The following is a 24,033-nucleotide window of genomic DNA, read 5'->3' as shown; positions in this document are numbered from 1 at the left end:
ATTTCCTAATAGATTGAAGCACAAAATCTGAAAGGGGGATACACATCGTGATCCAACAAGAAAGTCGTTTAAGAGTCGCTGACAATTCTGGCGCACGTGAAATTTTAACGATCAAAGTCCTAGGCGGATCTGGTCGTAAAACTGCTAACATCGGTGACGTTATTGTTGCTACTGTCAAACAAGCAACGCCAGGTGGGGTTGTTAAAAAAGGTGAAGTAGTTAAAGCCGTTATCGTTCGTACAAAATCTGGCGCTCGTCGTGCTGACGGTTCTTACATCAAATTTGATGAAAATGCTGCGGTAATTATCCGTGACGATAAAAGCCCACGCGGAACACGTATCTTCGGACCAGTTGCACGTGAATTACGTGAAAACAACTTCATGAAGATCGTTTCTCTAGCACCAGAAGTATTATAATCTCGAGCCCACGTTAAAGGAGGTGCGAAACAGTAATGTTTGTTAAAAAAGGCGATAAAGTAAAAGTTATCACTGGTAAAGATAAAAACAAAGAAGGCGTTGTCTTAGCAGCGTTTCCTAAACAAGATAAAGTTATCGTTGAAGGTGTCAACGTCGTTAAAAAACACCAAAAACCAAACCAAGCAGCCCCACAAGGTGGAATCCTTGAAGTGGAAGCGCCAATTCATGTTTCTAATGTAATGGTGATTGATCCTTCAAACGGAGAAGCTACTAAAGTTGCGTTTAAAGAAGTCGACGGCAAAAAAGTCCGCGTTTCTAAAAAAACAGGTGAAGTTTTAGATAAATAAAAATTGCGGAAGGAGGGCTTACTGAATGAACCGCCTGAAAGAAAAATATATTAAAGAAGTAACACCATCATTGGTGGAAAAATTTAATTACAGCTCAGTTATGCAAACACCTAAAGTTGATAAAATCGTTATCAACATGGGTGTGGGTGATGCAGTATCAAATGCTAAAAACTTAGACAAAGCTGTTGAAGAATTAGCATTAATCACTGGTCAAAAACCACTTATCACAAAAGCTAAAAAATCTATCGCTGGATTCCGTTTACGTGAAGGAATGCCAATCGGTGCGAAAGTAACGCTACGCGGCGAAAGAATGTACGAATTTTTAGATAAATTAGTAACAGTTTCTTTACCTCGTGTACGTGACTTCCACGGTGTCAGCAAAAAAGCTTTCGATGGTCGTGGTAACTATACTTTAGGTATTAAAGAACAATTAATCTTCCCAGAAGTTGATTATGATTTAGTAGATAAAGTACGCGGTATGGACATCGTAATTGTTACAACAGCGAACACTGACGAAGAGTCTCGCGAATTGTTGGCACAATTAGGTATGCCATTCCAAAAATAATATAAGGAGGCGAACTACGTGGCTAAAAAATCAATGATTGCTAAAAACAAACGTCCTGCTAAACATTCAACACAAGCTTATACTCGTTGTGAACGTTGTGGACGTCCACATTCAGTTTATCGTAAATTTCATCTTTGCCGTATTTGCTTCCGCGAACTTGCCTATAAAGGTCAAATTCCCGGCGTGAAGAAAGCTAGCTGGTAAACAAGTAAACTCGCATAAAGGAGGTAAATAGTTCAATGGTCATGACAGATCCAATTGCAGATTTTCTAACTCGCATTCGTAATGCGAACATGGTTAAACATGAAACTTTAGAAGTACCTGCTTCAAAAATCAAACGTGATATCGCAGAAATCCTGAAACGTGAAGGATTTATCCGCGACGTAGAATACATCGAAGATGACAAACAAGGCGTAATCCGTGTTTTCCTAAAATATGGTAAAAACGAAGAACGTGTTATCACAAACTTAAAACGTATTTCTAAACCAGGTTTACGTGCATACGTAAAAGCTGACGAAGTACCAAAAGTATTAAACGGTCTAGGAATTGCAATCATCTCTACATCAGAGGGTGTAATTACTGACAAAGAAGCTAGAGCGAAAAATATCGGCGGCGAAGTAATCGCCTACGTATGGTAATTCTAAAAAATACACAAGGAGGTGTCTCTAAGTGAGCCGTATTGGTAATAAAGTTGTTGTTCTTCCTGCTGGTGTTGAAATCAAGCAAGACGGAAACAACATTACAGTTAAAGGACCTAAAGGTGAATTAACACGCGAATTTTCTTCTGATATCAAAATGAACATCGAAGGAAACGAAGTGACATTCACTCGTCCAAACGATTCAAAAGAAATGAAAACAATCCACGGAACAACTCGTGCAAACTTCAACAACATGGTTGTTGGTGTTTCTGAAGGTTTCCAAAAAGCACTTGAACTTATCGGGGTCGGATACCGTGCCCAAGTACAAGGCAACAAATTAACTTTAAACGTTGGTTATTCTCATCCTGTCGAAATGACAGCACCAGAAGGCGTAACATTTGAAGTACCTGCGAACACACAAGTTATCGTTAAAGGCATCAACAAAGAAGTTGTTGGTGAATTAGCTGCTAACATCCGTGGCGTTCGTCCTCCAGAACCTTATAAAGGCAAAGGGATTCGCTATGTTGGTGAATTTGTACGCCGTAAAGAAGGTAAAACTGGTAAATAATAACAGCTGTGTAGAAAACAGAAGTCAACAACAAGCAACTGTCATTTTATGGGATTGTTCCAATAAAATGCTTTTGTCTTGTCTGCCAGCTTCTCTTTTCCGTAATCTGCTGACTGCTTGAAATATTAGTAGTAAACATTAAATCAAAGAGGTGAAAATTGTGATTACAAAACCAGATAAAAACAAAACACGTCAAAAGAGACATCGTCGTGTACGTAACAAAATCTCTGGTACTGCTGAGTGCCCACGCTTGAACATTTTCCGTTCTAACAAAAACATCTACGCGCAAGTCATTGATGACGTAGCGGGTGTGACGCTAGCAAGTGCCTCTGCCTTGGATAAAGAAATTTCAGGTGGAACAAAAACAGAAACAGCTGCAGCTGTTGGTAAACTAGTTGCTGAACGTGCCGCTGAAAAAGGCATCAAAAAAGTAGTCTTCGACCGTGGTGGATACCTTTACCATGGCCGCGTGCAAGCTTTAGCTGAAGCTGCTCGTGAAAATGGACTAGAATTTTAGGAGAAGGAGGAACACCATTCATGGTTTATATTGATCCAAAACATTTGGAATTAGAAGACCGCGTTGTAGCGATCAACCGTGTAACAAAAGTTGTTAAAGGTGGACGTCGTTTACGTTTCGCAGCTTTAGTTGTTGTCGGTGACAAAAACGGACACGTTGGTTTCGGTACTGGTAAAGCACAAGAAGTACCTGAAGCTATCCGTAAAGCAATCGAAGACGCGAAGAAAAACTTAGTTGAAGTGCCTATGGTTGGTTCTACTATCCCGCACGAAGTAATTGGCGTATTCGGTGGCGGCCGTATCCTTATGAAACCTGCAGTAGAAGGTTCTGGGGTAGCTGCTGGTGGACCAGTTCGTGCCGTATTGGAATTAGCTGGTGTAGCAGATATTACATCTAAATCACTAGGTTCAAACACACCTATTAACGTTGTTCGCGCAACTGTTGAAGGTCTAAAACAATTAAAACGTGCCGAAGAAGTGGCAGCACTTCGCGGTAAATCTGTAGAAGAAATTATCGGTTAAGGAGGACAAAAATAATGGCTGAATTAAAAATTACTTTAAAACGCAGTGTTATCGGACGTCCTCAAAACCAACGTGCTACAGTTAAAGCGTTAGGTTTAGGTAAAGTGAATAGTACTGTTACAAAACCTGCCAATGAAGCAATCAAAGGTATGGTTAACACTATTTCACATTTAGTGGACGTAGAAGAAGTTTAAGATTTATAGATTTGTAATAGAAGATTGCTTAAGGAGGTGCCAAACCTATGAAACTTCATGAATTAAAACCTGCTGAGGGCTCACGCCAAGTACGTAACCGTGTTGGACGTGGTACTTCATCTGGTAATGGTAAAACAGCTGGCCGTGGACAAAAAGGGCAAAAAGCCCGTTCAGGCGGTGGTGTTCGTTTAGGATTTGAAGGGGGTCAAACTCCATTATTCCGTCGTTTACCAAAACGTGGGTTTACAAACATTAATCGTAAAGATTACGCTGTTGTAAACTTAGATACTTTAAACCGTTTTGAAGATGGAACAGAAGTAACTCCTGTTGTCCTAAAAGAAGCAGGAATCGTTAAAAACGAAAAAGCGGGAATCAAAGTTCTTGCAGATGGTGAGTTAACGAAAAAATTAACTGTGAAAGCAGCTAAATTCTCGAAATCAGCACAAGAAGCTATCGAAGCTGCTGGTGGTTCAATCGAGGTGATCTAATTGTTCAAGCTATTAAAGAACGCCTTTAAAGTCAAAGACATTAGATCAAAAATCTTATTTACAGTTTTAATCTTGTTTGTATTTCGCCTAGGTGCGCACATTACTGTGCCCGGGGTGAATGCAAAGGGATTGTCTGATTTAAGTAGCTTACCCTTTTTGAATATGTTGAATATGGTGAGTGGTAGTGCCATGCAAAACTTCTCTATCTTCTCGATGGGGGTTTCGCCATACATTACAGCCTCTATTATTATTCAACTATTGCAAATGGATATTGTACCTAGATTTGTAGAATGGTCAAAACAAGGGGAAGTTGGGCGTAAGAAATTAAATCAAGCAACAAGATATCTAACGATTGTCTTGGGTGTGGCTCAGTCAATGGGGATCACTGCTGGTTTTAATAGCTTAAGTCAAACTGGGATTGTCAACAATCCAACCTTAGGTACCTTTGTGATGATTGCAGTTATTTTAACTGCTGGGACGATGTTTGTGACTTGGATGGGTGAACAAATTACAGAAAAAGGAATCGGAAATGGTGTTTCAATGATTATCTTTGCCGGGATTATTTCTCGTTTGCCAGGAGCAGTCAAAGAAATCTATGAAGATTACTTCGTCAATATCGAGTCTTCTCGCATTTGGCAATCTGTTATTTTCATTGCAATCTTAGTTATTGCTATTTTGGTGATTGTTACAGTCGTAACGTTCTTCCAACAAGCAGAACGTAAGATTCCAATCCAATATACAAAACGTGTTTCTGGTGCACCAACAAGTAGTTATTTACCGTTAAAAGTAAATGCTGCTGGGGTTATTCCAGTTATCTTTGCCAGCTCGTTAATTGCAACACCAAATGCCATTTTACAAGCTTTCTCATCAAAATTCGCTGGTGAAAATTGGTATGACATTATGACAAAAATCTTTAGTTATAACACAGTTCCAGGGGCAATCATCTATACTGTCCTAATCGTTGCGTTTACGTTCTTCTATGCATTTGTTCAAGTAAACCCTGAGAAATTAGCGGAAAACTTACAAAAACAAGGAAGCTACATTCCAAGCGTGCGACCAGGTAAAGGTACAGAAGAATATGTATCTGGCGTGTTAATGAGATTAAGTGTTGTCGGCTCAATTTTCCTAGGACTTGTTGCTTTACTTCCAATCATTGCGCAAATGGTTTGGAACTTACCTCAATCAATCGGTTTAGGTGGAACAAGTTTACTAATCGTTATCGGGGTTGCATTAGAAACAACGAAACAATTAGAAGGATTAATGATGAAACGTCAATATGTCGGCTTTATCAATAAGTAAGAATTGAGTGTTGAGGTTTTACCTCAGCACCATTCTCACATATGGCTAGCTTCATAAGCCGGTCTTTAAAATTAGGAGGAGAATATATGAACCTCATTTTAATGGGATTACCTGGAGCAGGTAAAGGCACCCAAGCAGAAAGAATCATTGATACGTACGGCATTCCACATATTTCTACTGGAGATATGTTCCGTGCAGCAATGAAAAATGAAACTGCCTTGGGCCTAGAAGCGAAATCTTATATCGATAAAGGTGAACTGGTTCCTGACGAAGTAACAAACGGAATTGTTAAAGAACGCCTTGCTGAACCAGATACAGACAAAGGATTCCTATTAGATGGTTTCCCACGTACACTGGATCAAGCAAAAGCATTAGATACAATGCTTAAAGAATTAAACAAAAAAATTGATGCTGTCATTGACATCCATGTAGAAGAAGATGTATTAATCGAGCGTTTAGCTGGACGATTCATCTGTCGCACATGTGGCGCAACGTATCATAAATTATTCAACCCGCCAAAAGTTGAAGGCACTTGTGATCGCTGTGGCGGACATGAATTCTACCAAAGAGAAGATGATAAGCCCGAAACGGTTAAAAATCGTTTGGCAGTCAACATTGAAAGTAGCGCACCAATCTTAGCTTTCTATAAAGAACAAGGCTTGATGCATACAATCGATGGCAATCGCGAAATCGATACTGTTTTTTCTGATGTGAAAAAAATCATTGACGAAAACTAATTTCCAATTGCCCGCAGTTTAACCCTGTTGTTGTATTCAGTTTCTCTTGCCAAAACATAACTAAATATGGTAGAATATATCAGTCCGACTTCTACAGTTTTGTGACATCAAAATGAATAACGAAGTTAGTTGAGAATTTCTAGGTGGGAGCTGGAGTTTCCGCCGTTTTATCGTGTGAAAACGCGAAACAAGTACAAGGAGGTACTGTGCGTGGCAAAAGAAGATATGATTGAAGTCGAAGGTACAGTCGTCGAAACTTTGCCGAATGCAATGTTTAAAGTCGAACTAGAAAATGGACACCAAGTTCTTGCTACTGTTTCAGGTAAAATCCGTATGCACTACATCCGTATCTTACCTGGTGACAAAGTAACAGTTGAATTATCACCGTATGATTTAACGCGTGGCCGTATTACTTATCGCTTTAAATAATTGTACTCCGTAAAACCACAGGAGGTATTATCATGAAAGTAAGACCATCAGTAAAACCAATGTGTGAACATTGTAAAGTAATTCGCCGTAAAGGACGTGTTATGGTTATTTGCCCAGCAAATCCAAAACATAAACAACGTCAAGGATAATTAGGAGGTGTAACGAATAATGGCTCGTATTGCAGGAGTAGACATCCCTCGTGACAAACGTGTAGTAGTTTCTCTTACTTACATTTATGGTATTGGTAACACTACAGCTAAAAAAGTTTTAGCAAACGTTGGCGTATCTGAAGATGTTCGTGTACGTGATTTAACAAACGAACAAACAGATGCGATTCGTGCGGAAATTGATAAGTTAAAAGTTGAAGGGGATCTTCGTCGTGAAGTGAACTTAAACATCAAACGCTTGATGGAAATCGGTTCATACCGTGGAATCCGTCACCGTCGTGGATTACCAACTCGTGGACAAAACACGAAAAATAATGCACGTACTCGTAAAGGCCCTACTAAAACAGTAGCAGGCAAGAAAAAATAATTCCTAAGTGAAGGAGGTTAGAACTTCATGGCAGCAAAAAAAGTTAGTCGTAAACGCCGTGTCAAAAAGAATATAGAATCAGGTGTAGCACATATCCATTCTACATTCAACAATACAATCGTAATGATTACTGATACACATGGTAATGCATTAGCATGGTCATCAGCAGGATCATTAGGCTTTAAAGGAAGCAAAAAATCAACTCCTTTTGCCGCTCAAATGGCTGCAGAAGCCGCAACTAAAGTGGCAATGGAACATGGACTTAAAACTGTAGACGTAACAGTTAAAGGACCTGGTTCTGGACGTGAAGCAGCAATTCGTTCATTACAAGCAACAGGTTTAGAAGTGACTGCAATTCGTGACGTGACTCCAGTTCCTCATAATGGATGCCGCCCTCCAAAACGCCGTCGTGTTTAATGAGCGCCACTCATTCTGAGTTTGAATTAGGAACGTCATTGAACAAGACACTTTTCGTTTTGAAAGGGGTATAGATAAGAATGATTGAATTTGAAAAACCAAGAATCGAAAAAATTGATGAAAATAGAGATTATGGTAAGTTCGTCGTTGAACCATTAGAACGCGGTTACGGAACTACTTTAGGTAACTCTCTACGTCGTATTTTATTGTCTTCTTTACCAGGAGCTGCAATTACGAATATTCAAATCGATGGTGTTTTACACGAATTCTCAACCATTCCAGGTGTACGAGAAGACGTAACACAAATTATTTTGAATATTAAAGGCTTAGCATTGAAATTATATGCTGAAGAAGAGAAAACCCTTGAGATCGATATTACAGGACCCGCTACCGTGACTGCCGGCGATATTATCGTGGACAGTGATGTTGAGATCCTAAATAAAGATTTAGTTATCTGTAGTGTTGCTGAAGGAGCTACTTTCCATGCTCGCTTAACAGTGAAACCTGGTCGTGGCTATGTTCAAGCAGACGAAAACAAAAAAGAAGATATGCCAATCGGTGTACTTCCAGTTGATTCCATCTACACACCCGTTCGTCGTGTTAACTACCAAGTAGAAAATACACGTGTTGGTCGTCGTGATGATTTCGACAAATTAACAATGGAAATATGGACAGATGGTTCAATCATTCCTCAAGAAGCACTAAGTTTAGCTGCGAAAATCATGACTGAGCATTTAGATATCTTTGTAAACCTTACTGACGAAGCGAAAAACGCTGAAATCATGGTGGAAAAAGAAGAAACTCAAAAAGAGAAAATGCTAGAAATGACGATTGAAGAACTTGATTTATCAGTTCGTTCATATAACTGTTTAAAACGTGCAGGCATTAATACTGTACAAGAACTTACAAACAAATCTGAACCAGAAATGATCAAAGTACGTAATTTAGGTCGTAAATCTCTTGAAGAAGTAAAACTCAAATTGCATGATCTAGGATTAGGATTACGTAAGGACGATTAAGACTTTTACGAAGTTTCCAGTCCTGCTTAACAGCAGTGGCTCGTGAGAACAGAAACGAAGGAGGGAACCCAACGTGAGTTACCGTAAATTAGGACGCACATCAAGCCAACGTAAAGCTATGCTACGTGATATTACAACTGATTTAATCATCAACGAACGCATCGTAACTACTGAAGCTCGTGCGAAAGAAGTACGTTCAACTGTAGAAAAAATGATTACTTTAGGTAAACGTGGAGATCTTCATGCACGTCGTCAAGCAGCTACTTTCGTTCGTAATGAAGTTGCTAGTGTTCGTGAAGAAGATGAGTCTATCGTTGTTGAATCAGCTTTACAAAAGCTATTTAACGATTTAGGACCTCGTTTCGCGGAACGCCAAGGTGGTTACACTCGTATCTTGAAGACAGAACCAAGACGCGGCGATGCAGCACCAATGGTAGTTATCGAATTTGTTAAATAATTAATAAACCGATCACTTTATAGATGTTTCTTTTAGAGTGTTATGATGTTGGAGGCGACTCCGAGTCTAGCTCTGCTTTCCCTGCTAAAGATGGCTTTAGCAGGGGAGCACTCATCATATAAAGGTGATTTTTTTTTGCTTTGGGAAAACGCTGTTTTCTCAAAGCTTTTTTGTTTCTTAAAAGCATTGCAGAAGCTTTTCCGGTTTGTTATACTGGTTATTAATTGGAATTTTCAGATAATTAAGCATCTGAGTTAGTAGAAGGGGGAATTATATGTCGCAAATGTTTGCTTTTTCGTTGCTGATGGTTATTTTATACATTGGTGATGTAGTTTCTATCAAAACAAAAGCTTGGATTCCATCTGTTTTTGTTTGTGGTGTTTTATTTATTCTTGGTTATTGGACTATTTTTCCACAAAATATTGTGGAAGTGGCAGGGATTCCTACAGTGGTTGCCACTTTATTAATGTATCTGTTGATTACTAATATGGGCACTCTGCTCTCTGTTAAAGAATTGGTTAATCAATGGAAAACGATTGTGATTGCTTTGTCAGGTATTCTGGGCATTATTGCCTTGTTATTAGCTGTAGGGACTTTTGTTTTTGACTTAAAAACAGTTTTAGTTGCAATCCCGCCGTTAGTAGGAGGTTTAGTTTCTTCATTAGTAATGTCAGAAGCGGCTCAATCAGCTGGTTTAGCCTCACTTTCAGTTTTGGCAATTTTAATTTATGTCATTCAAGGGTTTGCTGGTTATCCCTTAACTTCAATTGTTCTAAAAAAAGAAGGAAAGCGGAAGCTTCAAGAATATCGAGCAGGGACATGGCAGCCAGTTCATGAACAAGAGGGGCAAGAAACAGGAGCAGAACCAGATGTGCCTAAACTATTTGAAAAAGTACCCAAACGATATCATACAGATTATTCACGAATTTTACGTTTAGCCTTAGTTGCCACACTCGCTTATTATGTTTCTGTGTGGACGGCACCGTTTGTGACGATTAGTCCTTTTGTGCTGTGTTTATGTTTTGGCGTGATTGCAACGTCTTTAGGCTTTTTAGAAAAGCAACCATTGCAGAAAGCAAATAGCTTTGGTTTTGCGATTTTAGGGTTAATGCTTTTTGTCTTTGATGGCTTAAAACAAGCCACACCTGAAATGTTGATGGATTTATTTTTACCAATGATTGGGATTATTGTGATTGGTGTTATCGGGATGTACATCTTTTCAGCAATTGTTGGTCGTGTATTAGGTGTGAGTAAAGAGATGGCATTCGCAGTTTCATTGACAGCTTTATATGGCTTTCCAGCCGATTATATTATTACTAATGAAGTGATTCAATCATTGACAGAAGATGAACAAGAACAGGCGGCTTTAACGAGCCATTTAATGCCACCGATGTTAGTGGCAGGTTTCGTAACAGTCACCATTGTTTCGGTTATTTTAGCGGGTATTTTTTCAAGTATTTTATTAAGTTTGTAGAAACGGGGCGTAAGTATGAAAAAAATCAAAGCACTAGTCAAGCAGCATTCACAAGAAATGATTGCTTTTCGACGGGATTTACACCAACATCCAGAATTACAATTTGAAGAATTTCGAACGACAGAAAAAGTCGCGGCAGTTCTTGATCAATTAGGAATTACTTATCGCAAAACAGAACCGACGGGTTTAATTGCTGAAATTGTGGGCGGCAAACCAGGCCGAGTGGTTGCGCTGCGGGCTGATATGGATGCCTTACCTGTACAGGAATTAAATGAAGATTTAGCTTATAAATCTTTAGAAGCTGGCAAGATGCATGCATGTGGGCATGATTCCCATACCGCGATGTTAGTAACAGCGGCTAAAGTATTAAAAGAAATCCAGGAAGAACTTCAGGGAACTGTAAGATTAATTTTTCAACCATCTGAAGAAAATGCGCAAGGTGCTAAAGCAATGGTTGCGCAAGGCGCAATGACCGGTGTTGATGATGTATTTGGCTTACATATCTGGTCACAAATGCCTGTAGGAACCGCTTCGTGTCGAGTGGGCTCAAGTTTCGCATCCGCAGATATTTTTTCTGTTGATTTTAAAGGCCGTGGTGGCCATGGTGCCATGCCAAACGCTTGTATTGATGCGGCAGTCATAGCTTCTTCTTTCGTGATGAATCTGCAAACGATTGTTTCTCGAGAGACAGATCCTTTAGATCCAGTAGTTGTCACGATTGGACGGATGGATGTGGGGACCCGTTTTAATGTGATTGCTGAGAATGCACGTTTAGAAGGAACGGTTCGTTGCTTTAGTGTAGCAACGCGTAATCGAGTAGAACAGGCGCTGCAACGCTATGCGGAACAAACAGCCGCTATTTACGGTGGTACGGCTTCGTTAGATTATCAATATGGAACGTTGCCAGTGATTAATGATGAGCAAGATGCCTTGTTTGCTCAAACACTAATTAAGGAAAATTTTGGTGAAGCGGCCTTAAGACAAGAAGAGCCGACAACCGGTGGTGAAGACTTCAGTTATTATACTGAACATGCTTCTGGTTGTTTTGCCTTAGTGGGAAGTGGTAATCCAGAGAAAGATACGGAATGGGCACATCACCATGGTCGTTTTAATATTGATGAAGATGCGATGGCAATGGGTGCTGAGTTATATGCCCAATATGCGTTTGAATATTTGAAGACACATTTTTAAAAGAAAATCAGTAACTTCTTGTTTTATGAGAACAAGAAGTTATTTTTATGAAAAATAGACCTGTCAAGACAGATAAGAGCTCCCATAATGACCGTTCTTTTGGTATAATAAAAAATAGTGTGAAGAATCAGAACAGATGATTGAAAAAACGCTACTTTTTTGGTAGTGTTAGAAAGAATAAATAGATTGAGGGAGTACGCGATGCAACCAATCATTGAACTAAATAATATCCAATTTAATTATCAACCAGAAGATGCTTCTCCCGCTTTAAAAGATGTGTCTTTTTCCATTCAACAAGGCGAATGGGTCGCTATTATTGGCCATAATGGTTCTGGTAAATCAACGTTAGCCAAAACGATCAATGGGCTGTTACTGCCAGCTGCTGGGACTATCAAAGTTGGCGGCAAAGAATTAAATGAAGCAAACGTCTGGGATATCCGGCGTATGGTAGGAATGGTCTTTCAGAATCCAGATAACCAATTTGTCGGTTCAACAGTCGAAGACGATGTGGCTTTTGGTTTAGAAAATCAAGGTATTCCGCGTGATGAAATGGTCGAACGTGTCCACGATGCCTTAGAACGGGTTCGTATGTTAGATTTTGCCAAGCGAGAACCTGCTCGGCTATCTGGCGGCCAAAAACAACGAGTAGCTATCGCTGGTGTGGTTGCTTTGCGACCAGATATTATTATTTTAGACGAAGCGACAAGTATGTTAGATCCAGAAGGTCGTGCAGAAGTAATTGCTACCATTCAAAAGATTAAAGAAGAAAGCAATTTAACAGTTATTTCTATTACCCACGATATTGATGAAGCGGCTAATGCGAATCGTATTTTAGTGATGCGCCAAGGACAATTGACAAACGAAGGAACACCAGAAAAGATTTTTTCTGCAGGAGAAGCGCTTGTTGAAATGGGCTTGGATTTACCGTTTCCTGAAAAATTAAAAGTAGCTTTGAAAGAGCGTGGCGTTGTTGTGCCAACGAATTATTTAACAGAAGAAGGGATGGTGGATTGGTTATGGACATCCGTTTTAAACAAGTAGATTTTACTTACCAACCCAATACTCCTTTTGAGCAACGGGCATTATTCGATATTAATTTAACGATTCAAGACGGCTCTTATACAGCGATTGTCGGACATACTGGCAGTGGCAAATCAACGCTATTGCAACATTTAAATGCTTTGGTGAAACCAACTAAAGGCCAAGTGACAATTGGAGAGCGTGTAATTACGCCAGAAACTGATAATAAGAATTTAAAACCAATTCGTAAAAAAGTTGGGATCGTTTTTCAATTTCCAGAAGCACAATTGTTTGAAGAAACAGTGGAGCGAGACATCGCTTTCGGACCGAAAAACTTTGGTGTTTCAGACGAAGAAGCGAAAAAATTAGCTAAGAAAATGCTTGATTTAGTCGGCTTAGATGAAAAATACTTACAACATTCTCCGTTTGAATTATCAGGTGGTCAAATGCGCCGTGTCGCAATTGCTGGTGTGCTAGCGATGGAACCAGAAGTCTTAGTATTAGACGAACCGACTGCTGGTTTGGATCCTAAGGGTCGTAAAGAAATGATGGAGATGTTTAGTCGTCTGCATAAGGAACATAATATGACCATCGTTTTAGTGACACATTTGATGGATGATGTGGCTAATTACGCAGATCATGTGATTGTTTTAGAAAAAGGACAAATCGTCCGAGCGGGAGCACCACAAGAAGTGTTTCAAGAGACACAATGGCTGAAAGAAAAACAATTAGGCGTGCCAACTGCAGCCGAATTTGCTGAAAAATTAGTGGCAAAAGGCTTTTCTTTTGAGCAATTACCATTAACGGCCGATCAATTAGCCGATCAGCTTCTGAAAAAAATGCAGGAAGCAGGTGAGGCAAAATGATGAATAAATTGATTTTTGGGCGCTATATTCCAGGTGATTCTTTTATCCATCGTTTAGATCCGCGCGCAAAATTATTAGCTAGTTTTTATTTTATTGGAATTATCTTTTTAGCAAATAATTGGCAGAGTTATGTTTTAATAGCAGCCTTTACTGCTTTTGCTATTTCATTATCAAAAATCAGCGCCCGCTTCTTTATCCGCGGTGTTCGGCCATTATTATGGCTAATTCTGTTTACTGTGGCTCTTCAAACCTTGTTTACACAAGGGGGAGAAGTGTACTTTCAGTGGGGAATTATTTCCATTACCCAGTTTGGTGTGACGAATGGGCTATTTATTTTCTGTCGTTTTGTTTTAATTATTTTCATGTCAACGTTATTAACTTTAACGACGGCACCATTAGAGTTATCAGATGCGATTGAATATTTGCTACGCCCACTTCGTGTAGTGAAATTTCCAGTTCATGAAGTTTCATTGATGTTATCAATTGCCTTACGTTTTGTCCCAACATTAATGGATGAAACGGAAAAGATTATGAATGCTCAACGTGCCCGTGGTGTTGATTTTGGTGAAGGAAACTTACTTCAAAAAATGAAAGCTATTGTTCCACTGTTAATTCCGCTTTTCGTAAGTAGTTTTAATCGTGCGGAAGATTTGGCGACTGCCATGGAAGCAAGAGGTTATCAAGGTGGCGAAGGACGGACAAAATACCGCATTCTTCATTGGCACCTACGAGATACAATAGTAATGTTTGGCTTTGTCTTGTTAACCATTGGCTTATTTGTATTAAGAACTTAGAAAAGGTGAAGAAAAATTATGCCCCGCTATAAAGCAATCATTGCCTATGATGGCACTCATTTTCATGGCTTTCAAAAGCAGCCTAATGAGCGTACCGTTCAAGAAGAAATAGAAAAAACGTTAGCACGCATGAATAACGGACGCTCCGTGACGGTTTTTGGTTCAGGACGAACAGATGCAGGTGTTCATGCAATGGGCCAAGTGATTCACTTTGATTATCCGCAGGAACGTCCGTTGGAAAAAATGCGCTTTGCGTTAGACACACAAACACCAGAAGACATTGCTGTGCGCAGCGTGGAACGTGTTTCAGAAGACTTTCATGCACGTTATCACGTGATCGAAAAAACCTATCAATTTAAAGTGGATATTGGCAAACCACGAAGTCCATTTCGACGTTTTTATGCTAGTTATTTTCCGTATCCCATTGATCTCGAAAAAATCCAACAAGCTTTGCCTGATTTATTAGGCACCCATGATTTTACCTCTTTCTGTGCCTCAGGAAGTTCAGTAGAAGATAAAGTCCGAACCATTCATGAAGCCAGTGTTCATGTCAATGAAACGGGGGATGAATTAACATTCACTTTTCGGGGCGATGGTTTCTTGTACAAAATGATTCGGATTTTAGTTGGTACGCTATTGAAAATCGGCAATGGGCGGCTGGAACCAACCGCGATTCCAGCAATTATCGCAGCTAAAGATCGAAATTTAGCGGGTCCAACTGCTCATCCAGAAGGATTGTATTTAGCAGAAGTGAAATATGAAAAATAAAAAGACGTAGACCTTACAAGAAAAGGTCTTCGTCTTTTTGGTTGCAAGATTTAGATGTATTTAACAGCTGTTCCGTAAGCCACGACAGATTGCATGTCTGTGCCAATTGTGCCAGAATCAAAACGCATCATCACAACGGCATCTGCACCTAATTTAGAGGCTTCTGCTTTTAAACGTTCGATTGCTTGGTCGCGTGCTTCTCGTTGCATATCAGTGTAACCTTTAATTTCACCGCCAACTACGCTTTTTAGTCCAGCACCTAAATCTTTAAACATATTTTTAGAACGTGTGGTTAACCCGAAAACTTCTCCAATAATTTCATATTCTTGACCGCTAATTCTCTCGGTTGTTGTAACTAACATGGGCAATTTCCTCCAGTACTTGTTGGTAACTTCAATTTACCATAGTCAAGAGTTTGGTACAACGAATATACATAAAAACGACACTAGAAAAGATGCGCTTCCGCATTTTTCTAGTGCCGTTTTAGTAATAATTAATCAAGAATAGGATCTTTTTTAGAAATCATGACCCAAACCCAACTAATTAGAAAAGCAACCGTTGCTGGAACGACCCAGCCCATGCCAATAGTGAACAATGGTAAGTATTGGCCGGCTTTTTCTAAAAGCGTTGTTACAAACGCCGTATCTTTGATAAAGGCAGGCGCGCTATTTAATGCATCTAAAACAGCAGCAATCAATGTGATATAGGTCGTTGCTTGATAGACTTCCCGTCGATGTTTGAAAATAGGACTGATGATTACCAAAAGCATTAAAGTAATCGCCAATGGATAAAGGAACATCAAGACTGGAACGGCAAATTGAATGATGTTGGTTAAGCCGACATTTGCAAAAATAGCTGGTAAAATAACAACAATTGCCAAGAATTTTTGATAGGAAACTTTCGGAAACATTTCTTCAAAAGTCTCAGAAAAGGCTGTGCTTAAGCCGATACCGGTTTTTAAACAAGCAAGAACTACGATAAAAGCCAGTAAAATACTCCCTGGTAGGCCTAAATAGTAATTAGCAATTTGGGCTAAGGCAATCCCGCCGTTTTCACTGATTGGAAAAGCCCCGATACTCATTGTTCCCATATAAGCAAGTAAGGTATAGATAATCCCCATCAATACAACACTGAAAGCACCTGATTTAATCATTCCTTTAGCGATATCTCCTGGTTTTTCGACGCCCATATTTCGTAAAGTGGAAACGACAACAATCCCAAAAGCTAATGAAGCTAAAGCATCCAACGTATTATAACCTTCTGTAAATCCTTTAAAGAAAGGACTTGAAATATAATTTTCACCAACAGCGGCACTGGCCACATGACCTAATGGTTTTACAAAGGCTAAAACAATCAAAATTCCTAGCAATGCTAAAAATAACGGATTTAAAAATTTACCCACATAATCTAAGATTTTACTTGGCTTTCTAGAGAAGAGCCAAACAGCTAAGAAAAATAATGCGGAAAAACCAGCAAGAACCAGCCATTGCAAGTCTTTAGGAACAAATGGTGCAAGACCAATCTCAAAAGAAGTAGTTGCTAACCTTGGTAAAGCAAAGAAAGGACCAATCGTTAAATATAATAGTAAGGTAAAAATAAGAGCATAACGACGATTAATCCGAGAAGCTAAGTCAAAAACACCTGAACTTTTAGAAACACCCATAGCAATGACACCAAGAAAAGGTAAGCCAATTCCAGTGGCTAAGAAGCCCAAGTTTGCTAAAAAGACGGAAGCCCCCGCTTCTTGTCCCATATGTACAGGGAAAATTAAATTTCCAGCACCGAAAAACAAACCGAATAACATTGAACCAACGTATAGATAATCACGCCAAACTAACTTTTTTTGCATAGATTCACACTCCTTAATATTGTCTTATTATTTAAAATAACAGAAGAAGAAACAGAGAGCAACCAGTTTTTATAGAAAACATTAGTTTTCTTATTTTTCTATGAAATAAGCATACTGATAATCATCACAATAGTGTCCATTTATATAAAATTCTTCTTTAAAATGTGCTTCCTGCACAAAACCATGTTTTTCATAGAATCGAATGGCTTCTTGATTGGTAGCCATTACTCGCAAACTCAGCTTATGAATCCCGCTTATCTCAGCCATATCTTTGATATACGACAACAAAGAACCACCAATCCCTTGACCTTGGAAATCTGGCGAAACGCCAATACTTAGTAGCCATTGCTTTTGATGAGCTGCTAACGAAGTGGGCGGATGGACTTCAATAAATCCAGCAAGTTGTTGTCCGCTGATGGCAACGAAAATCGTTTCATCCTTCATTTTTTCCTGATATGCCGCAAGCGAGAGTGGTTGTATCTCGGCAGGGGTATTCTTTTTTGTCCAAATGATTTGGTCCAAGGTATGTAATGCGGGCCAATCTGCTTCGGCAACTAAGCGAATAGTGAGTGAGGTAGACAAGATAATAGGGCTCCTTTTTCTGAAATTTTAAAATATAAAAAGACTATAGCATTTATTGTCTGAAAATTCAAATACTTTTAAAACGAAAAGAAAAATGGCTGCACCTTTTCGATAAAATCAAAATATGCTACCATAGCTACCAGAGGATAGATGGTAAAAAAGAATCTATCTAAATGGAGGGTATGTTTGTGAAAAAAATGGCAGTATATTGTGGCGCCAGTCTGGGGAATGAGCCAATCTATCAGCAAGCTGCAGTAGCGTTAGCCGCTTGGATGAAAGAAAATCACTATGATCTAGTTTATGGCGGTGGCAATGTTGGTCTAATGGGTACAGTGGCTGATACGCTTTTGGCAGAAGGTGGAGAGGTAATTGGTGTCATGCCCACTTTTTTAATGGAACGAGAGATTGCACATAATGGCATTACAAAGATGCATACAGTCAGTGATATGCATGCGCGTAAGAAAAAGATGATTGAATTGGCAGATGTGTATTTAGCTTTACCCGGTGGTCCCGGCACGCTAGAAGAAATTAGCGAGGTGATCTCTTGGGGCCGAGTCGGTGAACATATGAATCCTTGTATTTTATACAACGTGAATGGTTACTATGATTTATTAGCTGCTTTTTTTGATAAAATGGTAGAAACTAGTTTCTTAACAGAAGCGGATCGAGCTAAAATTTTCATTTCAGATTCCTTAGAAGAAATTGGTGCATTTATTGATTCCTATGAACCGCCAATGATTCGTCAATACAAAAACTAGTAAAAAAGAGGCAGTCACTCTAACCAGAATGACTGCCTCTTTTTTACTAGTTTTTCGTTAAAATCCGATGTAAGAACTCTTTTGTCCGAGCTTCTTTTGGATGGACAAAGATATCTTCAGCGGTCCCTTCTTCGGCAATGACACCTTTATCCATGAAAATAACACGATCGGATACGTCCCGCGCAAATTCCATTTCATGTGTTACAATCACCATTGTTAGCCCTGTATGGGCAAGATTTTTCATTGTTTTTAGCACTTCGCCAACCATTTCAGGATCCAATGCAGAAGTTGGTTCATCGAAAAGTAAAACATCTGGATCCATTGATAATGCTCGAGCAATGGCTACCCGTTGCTTTTGTCCACCAGACAATTGAGCAGGTTTGGCATCAATAAAACGAGCCATGCCAACTTTTTCTAAATTTTCTAAGGCAATTTTTTTGGCTTCTTCTTTGTTTCTTTTTAGGACAGTCATCTGACCAGAAGTACAGTTTTCTAAGACATTCATGTTATTAAATAAATTGAATGATTGGAAAACCATGCCTAAATGGGTCCGATATTTGGGCAAACTATAACCACGTTCTAAAACATTTTTACCATTATAGATGATTTTGCCATCTGTTGGTTTTTCTAACAAATTGATACAACGTAGTAACGTTGATTTACCAGAACCAGAAGAACCGATAATGGTGACAACTTCTCCTTTGTTGACGTTCATATTGATATCTTTTAATACTTCGTTTTCGCCAAAGCTTTTTCGTAAATGTTCAATTTCAATAATTGCACTCATCTGTTTGCCTCCTAGCTTTCTTTTCCTTCTTCAGTTAATTCTTCTACTTTAACGTAAGCAGAAGGGCCATCCATTTTACGTTCCACAACACGTAAGATTCGTGTAATCACAAAAGTCATTACCAAGTACATGATGCCGACAATTGTAAAGGTTTGGAAGAACTGGAAGTTTGCGCCAGAAGCAGCATTCCCTTGGAAGAATAAATCTGCGACACCGATAACACTTAACACGGCTGTATCTTTGATATTAATGACAAATTCATTCCCTGTTGCAGGTAAAATATTACGTAATACTTGGGGAATAACGACTTTACGCATTGTTTGTCCATGGGTCATCCCAATCGCTTGTGCTGCCTCGAATTGTCCTTTATCCACTGCGAAAATACCTCCGCGAACAATTTCAGACATATAGGCACCAGTATTCACAGAAACGATAAATAATGCGGCCACTGTTCGGTCTAAAGAGATGCCAAAAGCTAGAGCTAAACCATAGAAAATAACCATTGCTTGAACCATCATTGGTGTACCACGGAAAACTTCAATATAAATAGAAAGAATTAAATTTCCTAATTTTTGGAAGAAACGAGCGACTGGGTTTTCAGAATCTGGAATTGTACGGAAGACACCAATTAGTAAACCAAGGGTTGTTCCGACGACCGTCCCGACTAACGCGATAAATAGCGTTAAACCAGCACCACGTAAAAACATGTCGCCATATTGATTCCAAATATTTTTGAAATCGTTAATAAGTCCTGTTTTTTGTTCATCACTATCTATTGCTGCAGGTTGATCCTTGATTGCTTGGTCCATAATTTTTGTCCGTTCATCTTGAGAAATACCTGCTAAAATTTTGTTTACTTTTTCAATGTCTGGATCGCCTTTACGCATGCCGACTGCTACTTGCGAGTCTTCAGCGCTAGCATCAAAGCCATTTTCTTTTGGAAATTCTAACATTTTTAATTCTTTATTGACACTAGTTGCTGTTATGCCTTCAGGGCGTTCACTAACATACCCGTCAATCATGCCAGAAGCAAGTGCTGTTCGCATAGCTGAAAAGTTATCCATTGCTTGCTGTTTATTGACATTTGGAATTTGATCAATTAATCCGTAGTGGAATGTATTTAGTTGAGCCGTAATTTTAGCATCAGCTAAATCTTTCAAGCTTTTTGCATTAGCGTATTTGCCATCTTTTTTAACAATTACGACAAATTGTGATTCATAATAAGGGTTTGTAAAAGCAATTTCTTTTTTTCGTTCAGCGGTTGGGCTCATTCCGGCGATAATGGCATCAATTTTTCCAGATTGTAAGGCGGGCGCCAAGCCGTCCCATTTGGTTTGGACGATTACTAATTTACGACCTAAACCATCGGCAATTTTTTTAGAAATTTGAACATCATAGCCGCCTGCATAAGAGTTGCCTTGAATAGGCACTGCGCCATGTGCATCATTTTTCTGTGACCAGTTAAAAGGGGCGTAGCCAGCTTCCATGCCGACACGAAATTCACCATTTTCCTCCGCCGAAGCGTTGGTTGTCATGCCAAGTAACGAAAATAGCGTGACAAGTAGTAGACTGAATGAAAAAACTTTTTTGTTCATCTTTTTCTCTCCTTTAAATTTCTTGTCTGATTGATCGTTTTGTCTTTTTTCAATCAACAAGCTTTGATAATCAGCTGAGCAAAAGCGATTCTGTCTTTTTAAAGGAGAATACTTCTGTCACAACCTATTTTTGAATACAAAAAAACAACCAAACAGATGTAAGGTTGCTAGGTAATGTCGAAAAAAATTCCTCAACGAAACATAGCACAACTTAGCATCACTACTAAGACAGTCCGCAAGCTCTTAACTTACGTCCCAACACACAACAGAAGAGGCTCCGTTATGCATTTCGGCGATTGATCCTAAACTTGCTTCCCAGTGTCCTCTCACTCCACAAGCGTAATAAAAACCGCGACCTCTACCTCTTTTTTGAGGCACTATTCAGTTATTAAATTCAGTTATTAATTTTAGGATAAATCCAGAAGAAAGTCAATATGTTCTAGCAAAGGAATTTATCAAGAGGACACAAACACCATGAAATTAGCGTAACATTTTCCCTACGAAATAGAAACTAATACGAAAAAAGCAACCATTCCTAAAGGAACAGTTGCTTTTTACTTAAGCTTTGACAGCTTTTGGTTCACGACCTAAAATAGCTTGAAGAACAGTCAATACACCTAAAGAAGCTAAAATTGTATAAATTAGACTTGAGTAAGTTAAGATACCGAAATCCCAAGTTTTGTAAACTAATAAAACAATTGCTAAGGCGATAATAGCGATAACGTTGAAGAACGCAAAAGCCCAAAGATTTCCGTTTTCTTTACGAGAAAGATAAAAAACAGAGAACCAAATGCTTAAAACGCCCCAAGCGATGCAGGCAATAATTGCAGCCCAATAAATAATAAATGCGACCATTGTTGTTTCACCTCACTTTTACTCATGCATATTTTACCACGAGTTGAGAAATTTGTCACAAACTCTTTCAAGATAAATCAATATATAGGTAAGAAGTTTTCAAAAAGTGGAAAAACTTTTGGTGCTAATGTTAAAATACGTTATAATATAGAAGATTAGGAGCTGAATCGATATGCAAGATATCACGCAAGCCGAGGCAATTCATTGGTTGGCAACCCAACAAAAAATCACATTTTTAACAGGTGCGGGTATCTCGACAGCCTCAGGTGTGCCAGATTATCGTTCCTTAAAAGGTGTCTATCAAGGAATCCAGCAACCGGAATACTTATTGAGCCGGACTTGCTTAAAAACAGAGCCAGAAAAGTTTTATCAATTCGTTAAAACGCTCTATCATCCAGACGCACAACCTAATATCATTCACCAGAAAATGGCCCAATTAGAGCAAATGAAACGGGGAAAAATTGTTTCACAAAATATTGATGGGCTTCATCGAAAAGCAGGTAGCCAAGAAGTGGTGGACTTTCATGGTAATTTATATGAATGTTATTGCCAAACTTGTGGTGCAACGGTTCCTTGGCAAGACTATTTGCTTAGTGATCGGCACGCTGATTGTCATGGACAAATCCGTCCAGCTATTACTTTGTATGAAGAAGGATTATCCGAAGAGGCAATCGAAAAAGCCATTCAGGCCGTTGCTTCTGCCGACTTAATCGTGATTGTCGGCACGAGTTTTCAAGTGCATCCATTTTGCGATTTGATTCATTATAAACAACCAACGGCAGCTATTTTAGCCATTAATCAAACGCCGCTATTTTTACAACAACCTTATTATTTTTTAGAAGCGAAAGCTGAAACGATATTTGCAGAACTAACGATAAAGGAGTAACGGAATGGAAGAATTTAAATCAGAAAAAGAAAAAATGATCGCAGGTGCACTATATTTTGCCTCAGATCCTGAATTAGTGGCTGATCGCAAAAAAGCCCGTGAACAAATGGCGTTAATTAACCAACAACCAGACACTTATATTCGTCGTCAATTAATAGAAGAAACATTTGGAAAAGTGGGTGTCGGGACGTACATCGAACCGATGATTCAATTTGATTACGGCTACAACATTTCTGTTGGAAAAAATTTCTATGCCAATTTTAATAACGTTTTTTTAGATGTTTGTCCAATCGAAATTGGCGATAACTGTATGTTTGGCCCCAATGTGCAACTTTATACAGCCGAGCATCCATTACAAGCAGCCAAGCGTAATAGCGGAATGGAATCAGGGAAACGAATTATCATTGGCAACAATGTTTGGATTGGCGGTGGAGCGATTGTCCTTCCAGGCGTAACATTAGGCGATAATGTAGTGGTGGCAGCAGGTGCTGTTGTGACCAAATCGTTCCCAGAAAACTGTGTGATCGCAGGTAATCCAGCACGGATAATTAAAGAATTGACTGAAGATGACGCCCCAACAACTTCTTTAGAACAACAACGAGCAAAGATTAACCAAATCGATAAGGAACTAGTCCGTTTATTAGAACAGCGGATGGACGTCGTCGCAGAGATTGCTGCAGTGAAAAAGAAAGCAGGTCATGCGGTTTTTGATTCTGAAAGAGAACAACAAGTATTAGAAACTATTCTGAATCATGTTGAAAATGCCGAGTATGAAGAAACATTATCTGAGACTTTCCAGGGAATTATGGACGCCTCTAAACGTTTCCAAGAAAAACATTTAGGAGAGTGAGGCGAAGGTCGTGGATGGAGAAATCAGAAGAAGAGAGATTGTTAAAAGATTAAGAGAGACCGAAAAGCCAATTAGTGCCACTCGTTTTGCAAAAGCTTTTGATGTCAGCAGACAAATTATTGTAGGAGATGTCGCTCTATTACGGGCGACAGGGGTCGAAATTGTCGCAACAGCTCGAGGGTATATGTTGGAACAACCTTTAGAAGGAATTGAACGGAAAATTGCTTGTCAACATACACCTGAACAAACGAGAGAAGAATTGTCAGTCATTGTTGCCAAAGGTGGAGAAGTGGTAGATGTGAGTATTGCACATCCGCTTTATGGGGAATTAATCGGCAGCTTGCGCATTCAATCAGAGAAAGATATTGATAAATTTATGGACAAGTATCAAAAAGAGCATGCTACATTACTATCAGTTTTAACAGGAGGCGTCCATCTGCATACTATTCGCTGTGCAGACGAAGAAACTTTCCAAGAAATCAAAGAGGCGCTTCGAAAAAAAAGTATTTTGTTTGAAGGATAACGAGAAAAAGAGAGGACATTGATGTTTATTCAAACCCTTTCTTTTTTTTCTTAGAAAATTACCAAAAAAAGATAGAAGAATTTGTGAAT

The 24,033-nt window shown here is 39.1% G+C and carries 35 protein-coding genes and 1 riboswitch; of the genes, 29 read left to right on the top strand and 6 right to left on the bottom strand.

Annotation, left to right across the window (positions count from 1 at the left end; translation table 11 throughout):
• Nucleotides 1-47: 47 nt before the first annotated feature.
• From rplN to truA, 25 genes are all read left to right on the top strand, one after another.
• Complete coding sequence (gene rplN / locus AB3I34_RS09290; RefSeq protein ID WP_002356211.1) at nt 48-416, top strand: 50S ribosomal protein L14; 369 nt, start codon at nt 48-50, stop codon at nt 414-416.
• Nucleotides 417-451: 35 nt separating this feature from the next.
• Nucleotides 452-763, top strand: coding sequence for a 50S ribosomal protein L24 (gene rplX, locus AB3I34_RS09285; RefSeq protein WP_002356212.1), 312 nt, complete (start codon nt 452-454; stop codon nt 761-763).
• A 25-nt stretch (nt 764-788) separates the two neighbouring features.
• Nucleotides 789-1,328, top strand: a complete 540-nt coding sequence (gene rplE, locus AB3I34_RS09280; RefSeq protein ID WP_002356213.1) for a 50S ribosomal protein L5 — start codon at nt 789-791, stop codon at nt 1,326-1,328.
• Between the two features lie 18 nt (nt 1,329-1,346).
• Complete coding sequence (locus tag AB3I34_RS09275; protein ID WP_002356214.1) at nt 1,347-1,532, top strand: type Z 30S ribosomal protein S14; 186 nt, start codon at nt 1,347-1,349, stop codon at nt 1,530-1,532.
• A gap of 35 nt (nt 1,533-1,567) precedes the next feature.
• Complete coding sequence (gene rpsH / locus AB3I34_RS09270; RefSeq protein ID WP_002356215.1) at nt 1,568-1,966, top strand: 30S ribosomal protein S8; 399 nt, start codon at nt 1,568-1,570, stop codon at nt 1,964-1,966.
• A gap of 31 nt (nt 1,967-1,997) precedes the next feature.
• A complete protein-coding gene (gene rplF / locus AB3I34_RS09265) occupies nt 1,998-2,534 on the top strand; it encodes a 50S ribosomal protein L6 (RefSeq protein WP_002356217.1) in 537 nt (178 codons plus the stop codon).
• 160 nt (nt 2,535-2,694) lie between these two features.
• A complete protein-coding gene (rplR, locus tag AB3I34_RS09260; RefSeq protein WP_002356218.1) occupies nt 2,695-3,051 on the top strand; it encodes a 50S ribosomal protein L18 in 357 nt (118 codons plus the stop codon).
• A 20-nt stretch (nt 3,052-3,071) separates the two neighbouring features.
• Nucleotides 3,072-3,572 carry a 30S ribosomal protein S5 gene (gene rpsE, locus AB3I34_RS09255; RefSeq protein WP_002356219.1) on the top strand — a complete coding sequence of 167 codons (501 nt, stop codon included), beginning with the start codon at nt 3,072-3,074 and terminating at the stop codon, nt 3,570-3,572.
• Nucleotides 3,573-3,586: 14 nt separating this feature from the next.
• Nucleotides 3,587-3,766, top strand: a complete 180-nt coding sequence (gene rpmD, locus AB3I34_RS09250) for a 50S ribosomal protein L30 (protein WP_002356220.1) — start codon at nt 3,587-3,589, stop codon at nt 3,764-3,766.
• Between the two features lie 47 nt (nt 3,767-3,813).
• Nucleotides 3,814-4,254 (top strand): 50S ribosomal protein L15, encoded by a 441-nt coding sequence (gene rplO, locus AB3I34_RS09245; protein WP_002356221.1) that lies wholly within the window; start codon nt 3,814-3,816, stop codon nt 4,252-4,254.
• Nucleotides 4,255-5,553, top strand: coding sequence for a preprotein translocase subunit SecY (secY, locus tag AB3I34_RS09240; RefSeq protein WP_002359350.1), 1,299 nt, complete (start codon nt 4,255-4,257; stop codon nt 5,551-5,553).
• A gap of 86 nt (nt 5,554-5,639) precedes the next feature.
• On the top strand, nt 5,640-6,290 hold the full coding sequence (locus AB3I34_RS09235) for an adenylate kinase (protein WP_368027843.1): 651 nt from the start codon (nt 5,640-5,642) through the stop codon (nt 6,288-6,290).
• Between the two features lie 210 nt (nt 6,291-6,500).
• Nucleotides 6,501-6,719, top strand: coding sequence for a translation initiation factor IF-1 (gene infA, locus AB3I34_RS09230; protein ID WP_002356224.1), 219 nt, complete (start codon nt 6,501-6,503; stop codon nt 6,717-6,719).
• Nucleotides 6,720-6,751: 32 nt separating this feature from the next.
• Nucleotides 6,752-6,868 (top strand): 50S ribosomal protein L36, encoded by a 117-nt coding sequence (gene rpmJ, locus AB3I34_RS09225; RefSeq protein ID WP_002288710.1) that lies wholly within the window; start codon nt 6,752-6,754, stop codon nt 6,866-6,868.
• A gap of 19 nt (nt 6,869-6,887) precedes the next feature.
• On the top strand, nt 6,888-7,253 hold the full coding sequence (gene rpsM / locus AB3I34_RS09220; protein WP_002356225.1) for a 30S ribosomal protein S13: 366 nt from the start codon (nt 6,888-6,890) through the stop codon (nt 7,251-7,253).
• Between the two features lie 27 nt (nt 7,254-7,280).
• On the top strand, nt 7,281-7,670 hold the full coding sequence (gene rpsK, locus AB3I34_RS09215; RefSeq protein ID WP_002356226.1) for a 30S ribosomal protein S11: 390 nt from the start codon (nt 7,281-7,283) through the stop codon (nt 7,668-7,670).
• Between the two features lie 80 nt (nt 7,671-7,750).
• On the top strand, nt 7,751-8,689 hold the full coding sequence (locus AB3I34_RS09210; protein ID WP_002356227.1) for a DNA-directed RNA polymerase subunit alpha: 939 nt from the start codon (nt 7,751-7,753) through the stop codon (nt 8,687-8,689).
• A gap of 73 nt (nt 8,690-8,762) precedes the next feature.
• Complete coding sequence (gene rplQ, locus AB3I34_RS09205) at nt 8,763-9,146, top strand: 50S ribosomal protein L17 (protein ID WP_002356228.1); 384 nt, start codon at nt 8,763-8,765, stop codon at nt 9,144-9,146.
• Between the two features lie 45 nt (nt 9,147-9,191).
• Nucleotides 9,192-9,404: a hypothetical protein gene (locus tag AB3I34_RS09200; protein ID WP_002411018.1), complete on the top strand. Its 213-nt coding sequence runs from the start codon at nt 9,192-9,194 to the stop codon at nt 9,402-9,404.
• A gap of 16 nt (nt 9,405-9,420) precedes the next feature.
• Entirely contained in the window at nt 9,421-10,620 is a 1,200-nt protein-coding gene (locus tag AB3I34_RS09195) for a DUF819 family protein (RefSeq protein ID WP_002356229.1), read from the top strand.
• 15 nt (nt 10,621-10,635) lie between these two features.
• A complete protein-coding gene (locus AB3I34_RS09190; RefSeq protein ID WP_002356230.1) occupies nt 10,636-11,811 on the top strand; it encodes a M20 family metallopeptidase in 1,176 nt (391 codons plus the stop codon).
• A gap of 201 nt (nt 11,812-12,012) precedes the next feature.
• Entirely contained in the window at nt 12,013-12,852 is an 840-nt protein-coding gene (locus AB3I34_RS09185; RefSeq protein WP_002359354.1) for an energy-coupling factor ABC transporter ATP-binding protein, read from the top strand.
• A complete protein-coding gene (locus AB3I34_RS09180) occupies nt 12,828-13,697 on the top strand; it encodes an energy-coupling factor ABC transporter ATP-binding protein (RefSeq protein ID WP_002381364.1) in 870 nt (289 codons plus the stop codon). The genes AB3I34_RS09185 and AB3I34_RS09180 overlap by 25 nt, the downstream gene beginning before the upstream one ends.
• Nucleotides 13,694-14,491, top strand: a complete 798-nt coding sequence (locus tag AB3I34_RS09175) for an energy-coupling factor transporter transmembrane protein EcfT (RefSeq protein ID WP_002373841.1) — start codon at nt 13,694-13,696, stop codon at nt 14,489-14,491. The genes AB3I34_RS09180 and AB3I34_RS09175 overlap by 4 nt, the downstream gene beginning before the upstream one ends.
• Before the next feature lie 18 nt (nt 14,492-14,509).
• Nucleotides 14,510-15,259, top strand: a complete 750-nt coding sequence (gene truA / locus AB3I34_RS09170; protein ID WP_002376397.1) for a tRNA pseudouridine(38-40) synthase TruA — start codon at nt 14,510-14,512, stop codon at nt 15,257-15,259.
• 50 nt (nt 15,260-15,309) lie between these two features.
• Here the strand turns inward: truA and AB3I34_RS09165 are convergent, their stop codons facing one another.
• From AB3I34_RS09165 to AB3I34_RS09155, 3 genes are all read right to left on the bottom strand, one after another.
• Complete coding sequence (locus tag AB3I34_RS09165) at nt 15,310-15,621, bottom strand: heavy metal-binding domain-containing protein (RefSeq protein WP_002381365.1); 312 nt, start codon at nt 15,619-15,621, stop codon at nt 15,310-15,312.
• 131 nt (nt 15,622-15,752) lie between these two features.
• Complete coding sequence (brnQ, locus tag AB3I34_RS09160) at nt 15,753-17,108, bottom strand: branched-chain amino acid transport system II carrier protein (protein ID WP_002361550.1); 1,356 nt, start codon at nt 17,106-17,108, stop codon at nt 15,753-15,755.
• A gap of 90 nt (nt 17,109-17,198) precedes the next feature.
• The gene (locus AB3I34_RS09155; RefSeq protein ID WP_010711908.1) at nt 17,199-17,690 is read right to left on the bottom strand and encodes a GNAT family N-acetyltransferase; all 492 of its coding nucleotides are present in this window, start codon (nt 17,688-17,690) and stop codon (nt 17,199-17,201) included.
• Between the two features lie 173 nt (nt 17,691-17,863).
• Between AB3I34_RS09155 and AB3I34_RS09150 the strand changes: the two genes are divergently transcribed.
• Nucleotides 17,864-18,448, top strand: a complete 585-nt coding sequence (locus AB3I34_RS09150; protein ID WP_002411019.1) for a TIGR00730 family Rossman fold protein — start codon at nt 17,864-17,866, stop codon at nt 18,446-18,448.
• 46 nt (nt 18,449-18,494) lie between these two features.
• Here the strand turns inward: AB3I34_RS09150 and AB3I34_RS09145 are convergent, their stop codons facing one another.
• The 3 genes from AB3I34_RS09145 to AB3I34_RS09135 all read right to left on the bottom strand — a co-directional run bounded on the left by AB3I34_RS09145 (nt 18,495) and on the right by AB3I34_RS09135 (nt 21,685).
• Nucleotides 18,495-19,235 carry an amino acid ABC transporter ATP-binding protein gene (locus AB3I34_RS09145; protein ID WP_002356242.1) on the bottom strand — a complete coding sequence of 247 codons (741 nt, stop codon included), beginning with the start codon at nt 19,233-19,235 and terminating at the stop codon, nt 18,495-18,497.
• Between the two features lie 11 nt (nt 19,236-19,246).
• Nucleotides 19,247-20,830 (bottom strand): ABC transporter substrate-binding protein/permease, encoded by a 1,584-nt coding sequence (locus tag AB3I34_RS09140; RefSeq protein ID WP_010711909.1) that lies wholly within the window; start codon nt 20,828-20,830, stop codon nt 19,247-19,249.
• Nucleotides 20,831-21,024: 194 nt separating this feature from the next.
• Nucleotides 21,025-21,199, bottom strand: a riboswitch (Lysine riboswitch).
• A gap of 189 nt (nt 21,200-21,388) precedes the next feature.
• Nucleotides 21,389-21,685 carry a hypothetical protein gene (locus AB3I34_RS09135; protein ID WP_002356244.1) on the bottom strand — a complete coding sequence of 99 codons (297 nt, stop codon included), beginning with the start codon at nt 21,683-21,685 and terminating at the stop codon, nt 21,389-21,391.
• A gap of 172 nt (nt 21,686-21,857) precedes the next feature.
• Here AB3I34_RS09135 and AB3I34_RS09130 point away from each other — a divergent pair, with 172 nt between their 5' ends.
• From AB3I34_RS09130 to AB3I34_RS09120, 3 genes are read left to right on the top strand one after another with little or no spacing between them, the layout of a single operon-like run.
• Complete coding sequence (locus AB3I34_RS09130; RefSeq protein ID WP_002390258.1) at nt 21,858-22,571, top strand: NAD-dependent protein deacylase; 714 nt, start codon at nt 21,858-21,860, stop codon at nt 22,569-22,571.
• 4 nt (nt 22,572-22,575) lie between these two features.
• Nucleotides 22,576-23,421 (top strand): chorismate mutase, encoded by an 846-nt coding sequence (locus AB3I34_RS09125; protein ID WP_002363448.1) that lies wholly within the window; start codon nt 22,576-22,578, stop codon nt 23,419-23,421.
• Between the two features lie 10 nt (nt 23,422-23,431).
• A complete protein-coding gene (locus tag AB3I34_RS09120; RefSeq protein WP_002356248.1) occupies nt 23,432-23,944 on the top strand; it encodes a transcription repressor NadR in 513 nt (170 codons plus the stop codon).
• Nucleotides 23,945-24,033 lie beyond the last annotated feature (89 nt).

The sequence above is a fragment of the Enterococcus sp. C102(2024) genome (genome assembly GCF_040888205.1).
Taxonomy (GTDB): domain Bacteria; phylum Bacillota; class Bacilli; order Lactobacillales; family Enterococcaceae; genus Enterococcus; species Enterococcus faecalis.
This window is presented reverse-complemented; position numbering and strand designations above follow the sequence as displayed.

Bases quoted from the DNA above. Each gene is read 5' to 3' on its own strand.
- AB3I34_RS09200 (WP_002411018.1), top strand. From the start codon at position 9,192: ATGTTGGAGGCGACTCCGAGTCTAGCTCTGCTTTCCCTGCTAAAGATG.
- AB3I34_RS09210 (WP_002356227.1), top strand. From the start codon at position 7,751: ATGATTGAATTTGAAAAACCAAGAATCGAAAAAATTGATGAAAATAGA.
- rplO (WP_002356221.1), top strand. From the start codon at position 3,814: ATGAAACTTCATGAATTAAAACCTGCTGAGGGCTCACGCCAAGTACGT.
- AB3I34_RS09145 (WP_002356242.1), bottom strand. From the start codon at position 19,235: ATGAGTGCAATTATTGAAATTGAACATTTACGAAAAAGCTTTGGCGAA.
- AB3I34_RS09190 (WP_002356230.1), top strand. From the start codon at position 10,636: ATGAAAAAAATCAAAGCACTAGTCAAGCAGCATTCACAAGAAATGATT.
- rpmJ (WP_002288710.1), top strand. From the start codon at position 6,752: ATGAAAGTAAGACCATCAGTAAAACCAATGTGTGAACATTGTAAAGTA.
- AB3I34_RS09150 (WP_002411019.1), top strand. From the start codon at position 17,864: ATGGAGGGTATGTTTGTGAAAAAAATGGCAGTATATTGTGGCGCCAGT.
- AB3I34_RS09175 (WP_002373841.1), top strand. From the start codon at position 13,694: ATGATGAATAAATTGATTTTTGGGCGCTATATTCCAGGTGATTCTTTT.
- rplX (WP_002356212.1), top strand. From the start codon at position 452: ATGTTTGTTAAAAAAGGCGATAAAGTAAAAGTTATCACTGGTAAAGAT.
- AB3I34_RS09140 (WP_010711909.1), bottom strand. From the start codon at position 20,830: ATGAACAAAAAAGTTTTTTCATTCAGTCTACTACTTGTCACGCTATTT.
- brnQ (WP_002361550.1), bottom strand. From the start codon at position 17,108: ATGCAAAAAAAGTTAGTTTGGCGTGATTATCTATACGTTGGTTCAATG.
- AB3I34_RS09235 (WP_368027843.1), top strand. From the start codon at position 5,640: ATGAACCTCATTTTAATGGGATTACCTGGAGCAGGTAAAGGCACCCAA.
- AB3I34_RS09130 (WP_002390258.1), top strand. From the start codon at position 21,858: ATGCAAGATATCACGCAAGCCGAGGCAATTCATTGGTTGGCAACCCAA.
- AB3I34_RS09195 (WP_002356229.1), top strand. From the start codon at position 9,421: ATGTCGCAAATGTTTGCTTTTTCGTTGCTGATGGTTATTTTATACATT.
- AB3I34_RS09165 (WP_002381365.1), bottom strand. From the start codon at position 15,621: ATGTTAGTTACAACAACCGAGAGAATTAGCGGTCAAGAATATGAAATT.
- rpsH (WP_002356215.1), top strand. From the start codon at position 1,568: ATGGTCATGACAGATCCAATTGCAGATTTTCTAACTCGCATTCGTAAT.
- rpsK (WP_002356226.1), top strand. From the start codon at position 7,281: ATGGCAGCAAAAAAAGTTAGTCGTAAACGCCGTGTCAAAAAGAATATA.
- rpsM (WP_002356225.1), top strand. From the start codon at position 6,888: ATGGCTCGTATTGCAGGAGTAGACATCCCTCGTGACAAACGTGTAGTA.
- rpmD (WP_002356220.1), top strand. From the start codon at position 3,587: ATGGCTGAATTAAAAATTACTTTAAAACGCAGTGTTATCGGACGTCCT.
- truA (WP_002376397.1), top strand. From the start codon at position 14,510: ATGCCCCGCTATAAAGCAATCATTGCCTATGATGGCACTCATTTTCAT.
- rplE (WP_002356213.1), top strand. From the start codon at position 789: ATGAACCGCCTGAAAGAAAAATATATTAAAGAAGTAACACCATCATTG.
- AB3I34_RS09125 (WP_002363448.1), top strand. From the start codon at position 22,576: ATGGAAGAATTTAAATCAGAAAAAGAAAAAATGATCGCAGGTGCACTA.
- AB3I34_RS09135 (WP_002356244.1), bottom strand. From the start codon at position 21,685: ATGGTCGCATTTATTATTTATTGGGCTGCAATTATTGCCTGCATCGCT.
- AB3I34_RS09180 (WP_002381364.1), top strand. From the start codon at position 12,828: ATGGACATCCGTTTTAAACAAGTAGATTTTACTTACCAACCCAATACT.
- rpsE (WP_002356219.1), top strand. From the start codon at position 3,072: ATGGTTTATATTGATCCAAAACATTTGGAATTAGAAGACCGCGTTGTA.
- AB3I34_RS09185 (WP_002359354.1), top strand. From the start codon at position 12,013: ATGCAACCAATCATTGAACTAAATAATATCCAATTTAATTATCAACCA.